Annotated in this window: 10 protein-coding genes; 7 read left to right on the forward strand and 3 right to left on the reverse strand. The window is 68.6% G+C overall.

Going from position 1 to position 13855, the window contains the following annotated elements; translation table 11 throughout:
• Positions 1-46 precede the first annotated feature (46 nt).
• Genes D3230_RS08465 through ileS form a run of 3 tightly spaced genes read right to left on the reverse strand, consistent with a single transcriptional unit; the run spans position 47 to position 5258 of the window.
• Complete coding sequence (locus D3230_RS08465; RefSeq protein ID WP_202344614.1) at positions 47-517, reverse strand: DUF4233 domain-containing protein; 471 nt, start codon at positions 515-517, stop codon at positions 47-49.
• Complete coding sequence (locus D3230_RS08470; protein ID WP_202344615.1) at positions 514-1860, reverse strand: bifunctional folylpolyglutamate synthase/dihydrofolate synthase; 1347 nt, start codon at positions 1858-1860, stop codon at positions 514-516. Before D3230_RS08470 ends, D3230_RS08465 begins: the two co-directional genes overlap by 4 nt.
• Positions 1857-5258, reverse strand: a complete 3402-nt coding sequence (gene ileS / locus D3230_RS08475; RefSeq protein WP_202344616.1) for an isoleucine--tRNA ligase — start codon at positions 5256-5258, stop codon at positions 1857-1859. The genes D3230_RS08470 and ileS overlap by 4 nt, the downstream gene beginning before the upstream one ends.
• Positions 5259-5893: 635 nt before the next feature.
• On the opposite strand from ileS, the gene D3230_RS08480 reads away from it, so the two are divergent.
• The 7 genes from D3230_RS08480 to D3230_RS08510 all read left to right on the forward strand — a co-directional run bounded on the left by D3230_RS08480 (position 5894) and on the right by D3230_RS08510 (position 13789).
• Positions 5894-7300, forward strand: coding sequence for a quaternary amine ABC transporter ATP-binding protein (locus D3230_RS08480; protein WP_420029027.1), 1407 nt, complete (start codon positions 5894-5896; stop codon positions 7298-7300).
• Positions 7297-8184: an ABC transporter permease gene (locus D3230_RS08485; RefSeq protein WP_202344617.1), complete on the forward strand. Its 888-nt coding sequence runs from the start codon at positions 7297-7299 to the stop codon at positions 8182-8184. The genes D3230_RS08480 and D3230_RS08485 overlap by 4 nt, the downstream gene beginning before the upstream one ends.
• 76 nt (positions 8185-8260) lie before the next feature.
• A complete protein-coding gene (locus D3230_RS08490) occupies positions 8261-9151 on the forward strand; it encodes a glycine betaine ABC transporter substrate-binding protein (protein WP_202344618.1) in 891 nt (296 codons plus the stop codon).
• Between the two features lie 131 nt (positions 9152-9282).
• The gene (locus tag D3230_RS08495; protein WP_202344619.1) at positions 9283-10191 is read left to right on the forward strand and encodes a glycine betaine ABC transporter substrate-binding protein; all 909 of its coding nucleotides are present in this window, start codon (positions 9283-9285) and stop codon (positions 10189-10191) included.
• Between the two features lie 54 nt (positions 10192-10245).
• Positions 10246-10749, forward strand: a complete 504-nt coding sequence (locus D3230_RS08500; RefSeq protein WP_202344620.1) for a GyrI-like domain-containing protein — start codon at positions 10246-10248, stop codon at positions 10747-10749.
• Positions 10750-10874: 125 nt separating this feature from the next.
• Positions 10875-13478 carry a valine--tRNA ligase gene (gene valS, locus D3230_RS08505; RefSeq protein WP_202344621.1) on the forward strand — a complete coding sequence of 868 codons (2604 nt, stop codon included), beginning with the start codon at positions 10875-10877 and terminating at the stop codon, positions 13476-13478.
• A 2-nt stretch (positions 13479-13480) separates the two neighbouring features.
• A complete protein-coding gene (locus tag D3230_RS08510) occupies positions 13481-13789 on the forward strand; it encodes a Fe-S oxidoreductase (protein ID WP_237467235.1) in 309 nt (102 codons plus the stop codon).
• The last annotated feature ends 66 nt before the right edge of the window (positions 13790-13855 follow it).

The raw sequence follows: 13855 nt of genomic DNA on the forward strand, positions 1-13855 counted from the left end.
CTCAGTTGCGAACGACTTGTGGGCGCACCGCGCCCCAGCGTCAAGTCTAGCCCTGCGCCGCGATCCAAGCGGCTCGGTCACGGTCCATCTGGCTGCCCTTCACCATGCAGTACACCCACAGCGCGGTGAAGAGGATCCCGACGATGAGCGCCATCGGCAGCAGGAACGCGGTCGCGAGCATCAGCCCGTGCACGACCCAGCCGATCCGGATGCCGAGCTGGCCACGGCGCATCAGGGCGAGGCCCAAGATGATCACCACGGCGAGTCCGCCGCCCAGGTACAGGCCGAGCTCGCGCGGCTCGAGCGTGCCGAGGCCATACAGCGTGAGCCCGATGAGCACGACGACGATGAGCTCGAAGCCGAGCACGATCGATGCGAGTGAGCGCTGGGTCGAGGTGACCCCGCTCCGCGCTCCCGAGATGCGCATCGCGGAGTTGTGGGCCATGGTCTCCGACGGGGAGAGCACCAGCTCGGGCTCCTCCGGCTCGATCGGCGTTCCGGAAGGCGTGCGGCTCATGCGGTCCCCCAACCCTCGGCGCGGGCGAAGGCGATCGCTTCACCCGCGAGCACGACCGATCCCACGACGAGCACGCCGCGACCGGGTGACCGACCCGCCCACGCCCGGGCCTCGTCCAGGGCCTCGGGGAGAGACTCGGCGAGCTCTACGGGCGTGTCGGGGATCTCGGCGAGCGCGATCTCGCGGAGATCCGAGGCGCTGCTGGAGCGCTCGGAGTCGACGGGGGTGAGGGTCACGCGATGCGCGATCGGGGCGAGGGCCCGCAGTACCCCCGCGGCATCCTTCTCGGTGAGCACGCCGATGACGAGGGCGAGTTCCTCGAAGCTGAAGGACTCGGCGACGGCGCGGGCGAGTGCCTCGGCGCCGTGCGGATTGTGCGCGGCGTCCACGTACACGACCGGCTCGGTGCCGATCAGCTGGAGCCGGCCGGGCGACACGAGCTGCCCGAACCCCTCCTCCAGGACCTCCTCGGAGATCGCGCGCTCGCCCCCGAAGAACGCCTCGACCGCGGCGATCGCGAGCGTCGCGTTCTCGGCTTGGTGGTGCCCGAACAGCGGGACGAAGGTGGGCGCGTAGCTGCCGCCCGTCAGACCCGCAACGGTGACCACGCGGCCGCCCACCGCGAGTCGGTCGTCGGTGAGGCCGAAGTCTTCCCCGGCGACCGCGATGCGTGCGCCGTGTTGCTCGGCCGCGGCCCGGAGCTCGGCGAGCGCCGCCGGATCCTGCGCCGCGGTCACCACCGTGCTGCCCGGTTTGATGATGCCGGCCTTCGTCCGCGCGATCGTCTCGACGTCGTGGCCGAGAATCGCGGTGTGGTCGAGGTCGATCGGCGTGATCACGGCGACCTGGGCCGTCGCGATGTTGGTCGCGTCCCACTCGCCGCCCATCCCGACCTCGATGACGGCGACGTCGACCGGAGCGTCCGCAAACGCCGCGAACGCGAGCACCGCGAGGGCCTCGAAGAACGTGATGGGGCCCTGACCATCGGCCGTGAGCTCCGCGTCCACGAGCGCGAGGGGGGCCTGCAGCTCCGCCCACGCCTCCGCGAGCGGTTCCGCTGCGATCGGGGTGCCATCGAGCTGGAAACGCTCGGTGAAGTCGACAAGGTGCGGGCTCGTGAAGAGGCCCGTGCGCAAGCCGTGCGCGCGCAGCAGGGACTCGATCGCTCGAGCGGTCGAGGTCTTGCCGTTGGTGCCGGCGACCTGCACCACGGGGAAGGAGAGCTGCGGGGTGCCCGCGAGCTCCGCGAGCCGGCGCACCGGTTCGATCCGGGGCCGCGGGTTCGCCTCCCCCACGCGTTCGAGCAGTTCCGCGTAGACGCGGGCCGCGGGATCCTGAGTCATCGTGTCTCTCCCTGCGTCCAACCCTCGGGCGCATCCAGGCCCGTGGTGTCGATGGTGATGATGAGCGGGCTCTTCGCGACGCCCAGGGCGCGGGCGCCGGAGATGAAGACGCCCCCACCCGGGGAGGTCACCTCATCGACGACGAGGTCGACGCCGAGCGTGCCCTCCACGGCGAAGCCCGCCGCGAGCGTTTCGGCCGCAATGAGCGCCCCGTGCGCCTGCAGCGCCGGCACGTGTTCCGGATCGACGTTCAGCGCGAGCACGATCCGATCGCTCACCTCGAGCCCGGCCTGCTTGCGCGCCTCCTGCACCGCGCGGATCGCATCGCGCGCGATCCCCTCGGCCTCCAACTCGTCGGTCGTCTCCGTATCGAGCAACACGAAGCCACCGCCCGGCAGCAGTCCGAGCGCCGGCCCCCCATCGGTGTCGTCGCCGACCCGGAGGGTGAGTTCGTACTCGTGGGGCTCGAGGGCGATCCCGCCCGCGACCACGACGCCGTCGGTTTCCGCCCAGTCGCCGGACTTTGCTGCCTTGATCGCGGCCTGCACCTGCTTGCCGAGGCGCGGGCCCGCCGCGCGGGCATTCACGGCGAGGGTGTGCACGATCCCGTGATCCGCGGCGCTCGTGGGGGTCTGCGCGATCAGGCGCACGGCCTTCACGTTGAGCTCCTCCCGGAGGATGTCCGCGAACGGTTCGATCGCCTCCGGATTCGCCGTGACGACCGTGAGCTCGGCGAGCGGGAGCCGCACGCGCAGCCGTCGGGACTTCCGCAGCGAGAGCGCCTGGGAGGTGATCTGGCGCACCTCGTCCATGGCGTCAACGAGCTCCGGCGCGCTCGGGAACTCCGCGGCGTCCGGCCAGTCCGTCAGGTGCACGGAGCGACCGCCGGTGAGCCCGCGCCAGAGTTCTTCGGTGACCAGCGGCGCGAGCGGTGCCGCGACCCGCGCGACCGTTTCGAGGACCGTGTACAGGGTATGGAAGGCCTGCGCGTTCTCCGGCTTCCCGGTGTCGCCCTGCGTGCCCTCCCAGAAGCGGTCGCGGGAGCGCCGAACGTACCAGTTCGTGAGCACCTCGGCGAACGCGCGCAGCGATTCGGCGGCGGAGGTGGTGTCGAGCCCCTCGTAGTGCCGTTGCGCGTCCCGCACCAGATCGCCCGTCTTCGCGAGGATGTACCGGTCGAGCGGATCGCTCGAGTCCGTGCGGCGCTCCGCGGTGAAGCCGTCCGCGTTCGCGTACAGGCTGAAGAAGTACCAGCTGCTCCACAGCGGCAGGATGAACTGGCGGACCCCCTCGCGGATGCCCTCCTCGGTCACGATGAGGTTGCCGCCGCGAACGACGGGTGAGGCCATCAGGAACCAGCGCATCGCGTCGGAGCCGTCGCGGGTGAACACCTCGTTCACATCGGGATAGTTCTGCAGCGACTTCGACATCTTGTTGCCATCCGAGCCGAGCACAATGCCGTGGCTGATGACGTTCTTGAATGCGGGCCGGTCGAACAGGGCGGTGGCGAGCACGTGCTGGACGTAGAACCAACCGCGCGTCTGCCCGATGTACTCGACGATGAAGTCGGCAGGCTGGTGCGTGTCGAACCACTCCTGGTTCTCGAACGGGTAGTGCGCCTGCGCGAACGGCATCGAGGCCGAGTCGAACCAGACGTCGAGGACGTCCTCGATCCGGCGCATCGTTGACGCGCCGCTGGGGTCGTCGGGGTTCGGGCGCGTCAGGTCGTCGATGTACGGCCGGTGGAGATCGACCTCGCCCGCCGCGTTGCGCGGGAGGGTGCCGAAGTCCGCCTCGAGCTCCGCGATCGAGCCGTAGACGTCGACGCGCGGGAAATCGGGGTTGTCGCTCTTCCACACCGGAATCGGGCTCCCCCAGAACCGGTTGCGACTGATCGACCAGTCGCGTGCGCCCTCGAGCCATTTCCCGAACTGACCGTGCTTGACGTTCTCGGGGACCCAAGTGATCTCCTCGTTGACCTCGAGCAGGCGCTGCTTCATCTCGGTGACGCGGACAAACCAGCTGGACACCGCCTTGTAGATCAGTGGGTTGCGGCAGCGCCAGCAGTGGGGGTAGGAGTGCTCGTAGCTCGCCTCGCGCAGCAGGCGACCGCGCTCGCGCAGCAGCCGGATCAGCGGCCGGTTTGCGTCCATCCAGAGCTCACCGGCGACGTCGGTGACGGCGTTCAGGAAACGGCCGCCGTCATCGACGCTCACGATCGTTGGGATGCCGGCCGCCGCGCCGATGCGCTGATCGTCCTCGCCGTAGGCGGGTGCCTGGTGCACGATGCCCGTGCCATCGCTCGTCGAGACGTAGTCGTCGACGAGGATCTGCCAGGCGTGCTCGGTCCCCCACGTCTCGGTGTCGGCGTAGTAGTCGAACAGCCGCTCGTAGGTGACCCCCGCGAGCTCGGCACCGGGGATCGTGCGTTCGACGGCGGCGCTCGCCTCCTCGGCAGAGGCGTAGCCGAGGTCCTTCGCGTGCGCGCCGACGAGATCCACCGCGAGCAGGTAGCGGGCGCTGCCGGCGTCGCCGCCGTCGTGCGCGCCGGACGGGCCGGCAGGAACGATCGCGTACGCGATCGCGGGCCCCACGGCCAGCGCGAAGTTCGTGGGCAGCGTCCATGGCGTGGTGGTCCAGGCGAGTGCCCGCACCCCGGTGATGCCGAGTTCGGTGGCCCGCTCGCCCGTGAGCGGGAACGTCGCCGTCACCGAGGGATCCTGACGCATCTGGTACACGTCATCATCCATGCGGAGCTCGTGGTTGGAGAGCGGGGTTTCGTCACGCCAGCAGTAGGGCAGGATGCGCTTGCCCTCGTAGGCGAGCCCCTGATCGTAGAGGCGCTTGAACGCCCAGATCACGCTCTCCATGTACCCGAGGTTGAGCGTCTTGTAGCCGTGCTCGAAGTCGACCCAGCGCGCCTGGCGCGTGACGTAGCTTTCCCACTCGTCCACGTATTTCAGAACGGACTCGCGCGCCTGCTCGTTGAACGCGGCGACGCCCATTTCCTCGATCTGGGATTTCTCGGTGATGCCGAGCTGCTTCATGGCCTCGAGTTCCGCGGGGAGCCCGTGGGTATCCCAGCCGAAACGCCGTTCCACCTTGCGGCCGCGCATCGTCTGGAACCGCGGGAAGACGTCCTTCGCGTAGCCCGTGAGCAGGTGGCCGTAGTGCGGGAGCCCATTCGCGAAGGGCGGGCCGTCGTTAAACACCCACTCGTCGGCGCCCTCGCGCTGTCGAATCGATTCCTGGAAGGTATCGTCCTCGGCCCAGAATTGCAGCACGCGCTCTTCGAGGGCGGGAAGCTGGGGGGACGCGGCGACGCCGAAGGCGCTGCCTCGCTGGGTGGCGTCGTGGGGTGCGGCGGAAGCTCCGGTGGGCTGCTGGGGGTACGGCATCGGGGTCCTTTGGTCCGGCGTGGCTACGTTCACTCACTGCTGGGACGAGCCGTACGGCCCGCGGTACCACCCTGCTTGTCGCGAGCTCTGAGAGTCGCAACCCCTTCGTTTGGGCGGTAACGGGCCCGGACGTTCGGTTCTACTGCGCACCATCGGAATGGTGCGGTTCTTCCGAAGACTCCCCGGTGATGGCCGGATCGCGGTCGATGCATCAAGTGTAGCGCAGGCTCCCGGCCCCGTCCTGAGTGCGTTTGGGCCCAGCGCGCACCGCCCGAACCCCGCCCAGGTAACGAAGCCGTAACGAAGCCGGACACAGAAAAACCCAGATCAGAACGATCTTGAACGCTGTTTGGCGGGCTGTTGCACGTCATACAACCTTGCACTATTCATTGAAACCTTGTTAGCGTCGAAGACAGCGTTGAGTGCGATTCAGCCTTGGCGCGCCGAACTCACCACTGGGTCCACCGTCGAGAGCCGACGGCCTGAGTGCGCGATTCGGTGCCCGCTGAGTTCCGCCCCGCAATACGAGATCAGGCCGGTCACACGGCCACTGAGAACCGTGTGCCCTGCCGCGCTTCCGTGCGCGGCGCACGAGCTCTCTCGATTCGTCGTACCACCAGATGGAGGAGTACTGAGTGACCCACACAACTGAACAGGCCGGAACCCCGGCCCCCGAGACTCCGGGAACCCCCGGATCGCAGGGTCCCGCCACTGACTCGGCAGCCCCCACTCCCCCCGCAATTACCGTGTCCCACGCCTACAAAGTCTTCGGACGCCGCCCCCGAGAGGTGGTGAAGCGCCTGCGCGCGGGCGCGAGCCGCGACGAGCTCCGCAGTCAGGGAACCGCGGCCGTCATCGATGCCAATTTCGAGGTGCAACCCGGCGAGATCTTCGTCGTGATGGGGCTGTCCGGCTCGGGCAAATCCACCCTGATTCGCATGTTGAACGGCCTGAACGACACCACGGATGGCTCAATCAAGGTCTTCGGGACCGAGGTCGTCAAGCTCGGTGCCCCGGAGCTCCGGAAGCTGCGGCGCGACCGCATGTCCATGGTCTTTCAGCACTTCGCGCTGCTTCCCCACCGGACGGTGATCGACAATGTCGCCTACGGGCTGGAGTTGCAGGGTGCCTCGCTGGCCGAGCGCCGGGATCGCGCACAGTACTGGCTGCAGCGCGTCGGCCTGGCGGGCTGGGAGGACCGGCTCCCCAGCGAGCTCTCCGGCGGCATGCAGCAGCGCGTCGGGATCGCGCGAGCGTTTGCGGCAGACACCGACATCCTGCTCATGGATGAGGCGTTCTCCGCCCTTGATCCGCTGATCCGCCGCGAGATGCAGGAACAGCTCGTGGAGCTCCAGCAGGAGCTCAAGAAGACCATCGTGTTCATTACCCACGATCTGAACGAGGCCATGTTCCTGGGCGATCGGATCGCGGTGATGCGCGACGGCAAGATCGTCCAGGTCGGCACGCCGAACGACATCCTCACCGACCCCGCGAACGATTACGTGGCGCAGTTTGTGCAGGACGTGGATCGGGCACGCGTGCTCACCGCCGGTGACGTCATGGAGCCGCCCCGTGCGGTGATCCCCGCCTCGGCGGGGCCGCGCGCCGCACTCCGCCTCATGCGCGACCTGCAGACCTCGGCGTGCTTCGTGGTCACGAGCGGCCGAAAGCTGCTCGGCGTCGTACGCGACCGCGACATGCTCCGCGAGGTGCGCGCCGGCGGGACGGACCTCAGCGAGAAGCTGCGGCCGACCCCGTCGATCGTCAACCGCGATCAGCTCATCGCAGACCTCTTCGAAATGGCCGTCGAGAGCCCGCTGCCCGTCGCCGTCACCGACGATCAGGATCGCCTGATCGGCGTCGTGCCGCGGGTCACCCTGCTCGCCTCACTCGCCAACGTCCCCGCAGTCACCACGGAGATCCCGATTATCGAACCGACGCCCGACGTGCCGATGGCCGTCATCACCGAGACGCTCGCACAGACGAGGCCAGCCCCCGCGCCCGAAGCGCCGGAGAACGACGCTGAGGGGGTCCAGGCATGAACGACGTGACGCTCCCCCTCGGCCGCGGCGCGGAAGCCGTCGTGAACTGGCTCACCGACGCCGCCGGCGGCCTGTTCGATGTCCTGAGCACGCTCTTTAAGGGCGCGTACGCCGGGCTCGACTGGCTCCTCGCGACCCCGCCGTTCTGGCTCGTGATTGTGGTGCTCGTCGCCCTCGCCTGGCTCGCGAAGGGCTGGAAGCTCGCGCTCGGCACCGCGATCGGGCTCGGCGTGATCGTCAGCGTCGGACAGTGGGGCAACGCGATGGACACCCTCGCGCTCGTCCTGCTCGCGAGCATCATCGCGCTGCTGATCGCCATCCCGCTCGGCATTCTCGCGGCGCGCAACGACACCGCCTCGAAGATCATCCGGCCCCTGCTCGACTTCCTGCAGACCATGCCCGCGTTTGTGTATCTCATCCCGGCGCTCATGTTCTTCGGCGTGGGCGTCGTCCCGGGCATCGTCGCAACGATCGTGTTTGCGCTCGCCCCGGGCGTGCGCCTCACCGAACTGGGGATCCGCGGGGTCGATCCCGAGGTCGTCGAGGCCGGGTACGCCTTCGGCTCGAAGCCCGGACGGATCCTGCGCCAGATCCAGCTTCCGCTGGCGCTTCCCTCGATCATGGCGGGCGTGAACCAGGTGATCATGCTCTCCCTCTCGATGGTCGTCATCGCCGGCATGGTGGGCGCGGGCGGACTCGGCGGCGAGGTCGTCAAGGCGCTGAACCGCATCGACATCGGCCTCGGCTTCGAGGCGGGCGTCTCCGTCGTCATCCTCGCCATGATCCTCGACCGGACCACCGGTGCCCTGGGTTCGCTCAGCACCCGGAAACGGAAGCGGAGCGCCGAGGCGGCCCCCGCGGCCACCGCATCGGCCGCGGCCTAAGACTCGCGGGCGTGCGCCGCTCCTTCGGGCCGCGCACGCCCCACATACCCACCCGAATTCAGACGAAAGGAACACCATGAAGACACGCATGATGACCGGAGTTCTCGCGCTCGGAGCCGCGGCTGCGCTCGCGCTCACGGGGTGCTCAAGTGACCCGGGCACGGGCGGCGGCGATGCTGATTCCAAGGGCACCGTCACCTTCGGCATGTTCAACTGGGACGAGGGCATCGCCGTCACGAACCTGTGGAAGGCGATCCTCGAGGAGGAAGGCTACGAGGTCAAGATCGAGACCGCCGATCCCGCGCCCGTCTACAAGGGCGTGGCAGACGGGGACTACGACGCGATGCTCGACGTCTGGCTCCCGCTGACGCACGCCAGTTACATCGAGCAGTACGGCGACGACATCGTCGAGCTCGGGGCCTGGAACGATGAGGCGAAGCTGACGATCGCGGTCAACGCGGACGCCCCCATCGACTCGCTCGACGAACTCGCCGCGAACGCGGACGTGTTCGGCAACAAGCTCGTCGGCATCGAGGCCGGTGCCGGCCTCACCGAGACGACGGAGAACGCCGTGATCCCCGGGTACGGACTGGAGAAGATGGACTACGTCATCTCCTCGACGCCGGCAATGCTCACCGAACTCGACACGGCGATGAAGAACGGTGACGACGTCGCCGTCACCCTCTGGAAGCCGCACTGGGCATACAACGCGTATGACCTCAAGGACCTTGAGGACCCGAAGGGCACGCTCGGCGAGGCCGAGAGCATCTACTCCTACGGCAGCACCGAGCTGAAGGACAAGTTCCCTGAGGTTGCTCAGTGGCTGACCGATTTCAAGATGGACTCGGATCTGCTGCACTCGCTTGAGAACGTGATGTTCAACGAGTACGACGGCAGCGACTACGAGCCGATCGTCAAGAAGTGGATCAGCGAGAACCAGGAGTACGTGGACTCGCTCACCGCGTAACCACTCCTCCCGCACGACCCGCATCACCCGAGGGCGTCATCTCCACTCACTCGTGAGCTGGGATGGCGCCCTCTTCCAGAGAAACACGACCCGCGCGGCACACCCACGCGGGGGAAACGAACAGGAGACCCATGAACACGCACCGCACGCACCGTGTCACCACGCCGGCCCGCCGGACCACCGCCCTGCTCGCCGGGGGCGCCGCCGCGCTCCTCGCCCTCACGGGATGCAGCGCCCCGGCCTCCCAGGCCGGCAGCACCGACGTCCACATTGCGCAGTTCGCCGGGTGGGGCGAATCTATTGTGACGAGCGAACTGTGGAAACTCGCGCTCGAGGACGAGGGCTACGACGTCACCATCACCGCCGCGGATCTCAGCCCTGTGTTTATCGGGCTCGCCGACGGCAGCTACGACTTCGCCACCCAGATCACGCTCCCCGAGATCCACCGCGCCTTCGTCGACGAGTATGGCGACGACCTCGTGGATCTCGGGCCCTGGTACGAGGAGACCCGGATCACGGTCGCGGTGAACGAGGACGCCCCGATCGACTCGCTCGCCGAGCTCGCAGACCACGCCGACGCATTCGACAACGAGATCGTCGGGACCGACCCGGGCGCCGGGCAGACCATCCTGATGGAGGACACCGTGATCCCCGGCTACGGCCTGGAAAACATGGACTTTGTGACCTCCTCCACCGCAGCGATGCTCTCGGCGCTCAAGGGGGCCACGGACACCGGAAAGAACATCGCCGTCTCCCTGTGGGAGCCCCACTGGGCGTATCTCGAGTACCCGATCAAGAACCTCGAGGACCCCGAAGGCCTGCTGGGGCAGACCGAGGCGGAGCACGTCTACGCGAGCACCGCATTCCCCGAGGCGCAGCCCGAGGTCGCGCAGTGGCTCCGAGAGTTCAGCATGACTCCCGACGAGCTCATGGAATTGGAGCGCCAGGTGTTCGTCGTGCACGGCGACGAGAAGCCCGCCGTGGGCGTCGCGGCCTGGGCGGAGGCGAATCCCGAGTTCATGCGGGCACTCACCGCGTGAACTCGGGCCACTCCGGGCATTGACGGCTCGGTGGCGGCGTGACACGATGCCCCTATGAGCGCCACTCCGAGCCCATTCGACACACCGAGCCCATTCGCCACGCCCGAGATCGTCGAGCTCCCCGCCCAGGATCTCGCCGTCGTCCGCGAGCGCGTCGCCTTCGACGCGATCCCGGGGCTCTATGATCGGGCCTTCCCGCTCATCTTCGCGACGTTGGCGCGACTCGAGCTGGCCCCGGTCGCACCGCCGTGCGGCGTGATCCGGGGCGAGCCGGGGGCAGAACTCGACCTCGGCGTCGCCGTGCCGATCGCGGCACCGCTCCCCGACGCGGACACGGGCGAGGTGCGGAGCGAACTGCTGCCCGGCGGCCGCGCGGCTACGCTGCTGGTGCGCGGCGAGTACGGCCTGCTCGGTGCCGCCTACGAGCATCTCTACGCGTGGCTGGCGGCGGCGGGGGAAACCCCGAGCGGAGTCGCCTGGGAACAGTACCTGACCGAGCCCACCCCCGACGGTGACCCCGCGCAGAACGAAACGCTGCTGGCCGTCCATCTCTCCTGATCCGGCCGGGTAGACTGGAGCGGTTGACACTCAGGCACCAGGGCGCACGCGGTGACACGCGAGCGCCCGACTACGCGGTGCCGCCCACATCGAACGACCTCGCGTCGAGACACGGAGCAGCTGCAATGAGCGCCATCCCCGACAAGCCGGCACTTGAAGGCCTCGAAGCGAAGTGGGGGGCGGTCTGGGAATCCTCCGGGACCTACGCGTTCCCGCGCGAGGGCGCGACGGCCGCCGAGGTGTTCAGCATTGATACCCCGCCGCCCACGGCCTCCGGCTCGCTCCACGTCGGCCACGTGTTCTCCTACACCCACACCGATACGGTGGCGCGCTACCAGCGCATGCAGGGCAAGCGCGTCTTCTACCCGATGGGGTGGGACGACAACGGCCTCCCGACCGAGCGCCGCGTCCAGAACTACTACGGCGTGCGCTGCGATCCCTCGCTCCCCTACGTGGCAGACTTCGTGCCGCCGCACGAGGGCGGCGACGGGAAGAGCATCAAGGCCGCGGATCAGCAGCCCGTATCCCGCCGCAACTTCATCGAGCTCTGCGAACGCCTGACGATCGAGGACGAGAAGCAGTTCGAGGAACTGTGGCGTACGCTCGGCCTGTCCGTGGACTGGTCGCAGAGCTACCGCACGATCGGGCAGGACTCGCTCCGCGCCTCCCAGCTCGCGTTTATCCGCAACGTCGAGCGTGGCGAGGCCTACCAGGCCCAGGCCCCGACCCTGTGGGACGTGACCTTCCGCACCGCTGTCGCCCAGGCCGAGCTCGAGGACCGCGAGCAGCCGAGCGCATACCACACGCTCTCCTTCCACCGCACCGACGGCGAGGGCGACATCCTGATCGACACCACGCGTCCCGAGCTGCTCGCCGCCTGTGTCGCGCTGGTCGCGCATCCCGACGACGAGCGGTACCAGCCGCTCTTCGGCACCACGGTGCGCACCCCCATCTTCGACGTTGAGGTGCCCATCGTGGCGCACCACCTCGCGAAGCAGGACAAGGGCACCGGCATCGCCATGATCTGCACCTTCGGTGACGTCACGGACGTGATCTGGTGGCGCGAGCTCGATCTCCCCAACCGCGCGATCCTCGGCTTCGACGGTCGCGTACTCCAGGAGGCGCCCGAGGCGATCACCTCCGAGGCGGGCCGTGACGCCTACGCGCAGATCGCCGGCAAGACCGTGTTCAGTGCGAAGCAGACCATGGTCGAGCTGCTGCAGGCCTCCGGCGAACTGACCGGGGAAATCCGCAAGATCTCGCACCCTGTGAAGTTCTTCGAGAAGGGCGACAAGCCGCTCGAGATCGTCTCCACGCGCCAGTGGTACATCGTCAACGGTGCCCGCGACGAACAGCTCCGCGAGCGGCTCCTCGCCCACGGCCGGGAACTGAACTGGCACCCGGACTTCATGCGCGTGCGCTACGAGAACTGGGTCGAGGGCCTCTCCGGCGACTGGCTGATCTCGCGCCAGCGCTTCTTCGGGGTCCCGATCCCCGTGTGGTACCCGCTCGACGCCGAGGGCAACCCGGTCTTTGACGCGCCAATCATCCCGAGCGAGGCGACGCTCCCCGTCGACCCGTCGAGTGACGTGCCCGCGGGCTATACCGAAGACCAGCGCGGCGTTCCCGGCGGCTTCCAGGGCGAGGTCGATGTCATGGACACCTGGGCGACGTCCTCGCTGACCCCGCAGCTCGCGGGCGGCTGGGAGCGCGATCCGGAGCTCTACGACCTCGTCTTCCCGTACAGCCTCCGCCCCCAGGGCCAGGACATCATCCGCACCTGGCTGTTCTCGACGCTGCTCCGCTCCGAGCTGGAGTGCGGGCAGCTGCCGTGGCAGAACGCCGGAATTTCGGGCTGGATCCTCGACCCGGACCGCAAGAAGATGTCGAAGTCGAAGGGCAACGTCGTCACCCCAGCGGGCATGCTGGAGCAGCACGGATCCGACGCGGTCCGCTACTGGGCGGCCTCGGCAAAGCTCGGCACGGACGCCTCCTTCGATCCGCAGAACCCGACCCAGATCAAGATCGGGCGTCGCCTGGCCATCAAGCTCCTGAACGCTGCGAAGTTCACGCTCGGCTTTGACACGAGCGGCATCGGCACCGTGTCGGAGCCCCTCGACCGGGCGATGCTCGCGGGACTTGCCACCGTCGTGGAGGACGCGACCCGCGCCTTCGAGAACTACGATCACGCGCGCGCACTCGAGCTCACCGAGTCGTACTTCTGGACGTTCTGCGACGACTACCTCGAGCTCGTGAAGGAACGCGCGCACGGCGCGGCGGGCGACGACGGCACGGGCCAGCCCCGCGCCTCCGCCGTGACCGCGCTGCGCGCGGCACTGTCGGTGTTTGTGCGGCTGCTCGCGCCATTCCTGCCCTACGCCACCGAGGAGGTCTGGTCCTGGTTCGAGACCGGCTCCGTGCACCAGGCGTCCTGGCCCCTCGCCGCGGACACCCGGGAGCTCGCCGGTACCGACGCTGATGCGGGCCTGCTCGCGCTCGTCGGCGGAGCGCTCATCGGGATCCGGGGGGCGAAGACCGACGCGAAGGCGTCCCAGAAGACGCCCGTGACCCTCGCCGTGGTGCAGGCACCGGCGGCCGACCGCGACCGGCTCGCGCTGGCAGCAGCGGATCTCGCCGCGGTTGGGCGCATCGCCGAACTGCGCATCGACGCGGCCGAGGTGGAGGCCGTCACGGTCACCGAGATCCACCTCGAGCAGGCGGAGGGCTAGTCATGCAGTTGGGGGCACGCTGGCGCGCGGGCGAGACGCCGCACCGCGGCGTGCCCCCGACCCTGCACGAGGCGATCGCGGCCCAGGAGGCCGCGCACCCGGACGCGCACTCCTGGACGCTCACGTTTCTGGAGGGGCGGCCGCGCTGCGCACTCGACGATCTCGTGCTCGTCACCATTGACGGGGCGTCCCGAGTCGTGGTGACGTCGCTCCGCGGCGACTCGGACGCGGACGGCGTCGGCGGCTCCGCCAGGTTGACCACCCACGCGGCACCGGATTCGAGCGACGACGACGACGATTGGCTGAACTGAACTGAACTGAGCTGAGCCACTGGACGCGTCTGAGCGGACGGCGGAGCTGAACCCAGTCGGCTGGGC

It is taken from the genome of Leucobacter chromiireducens subsp. solipictus (genome assembly GCF_016758195.1).
Taxonomy (GTDB): domain Bacteria; phylum Actinomycetota; class Actinomycetes; order Actinomycetales; family Microbacteriaceae; genus Leucobacter; species Leucobacter solipictus.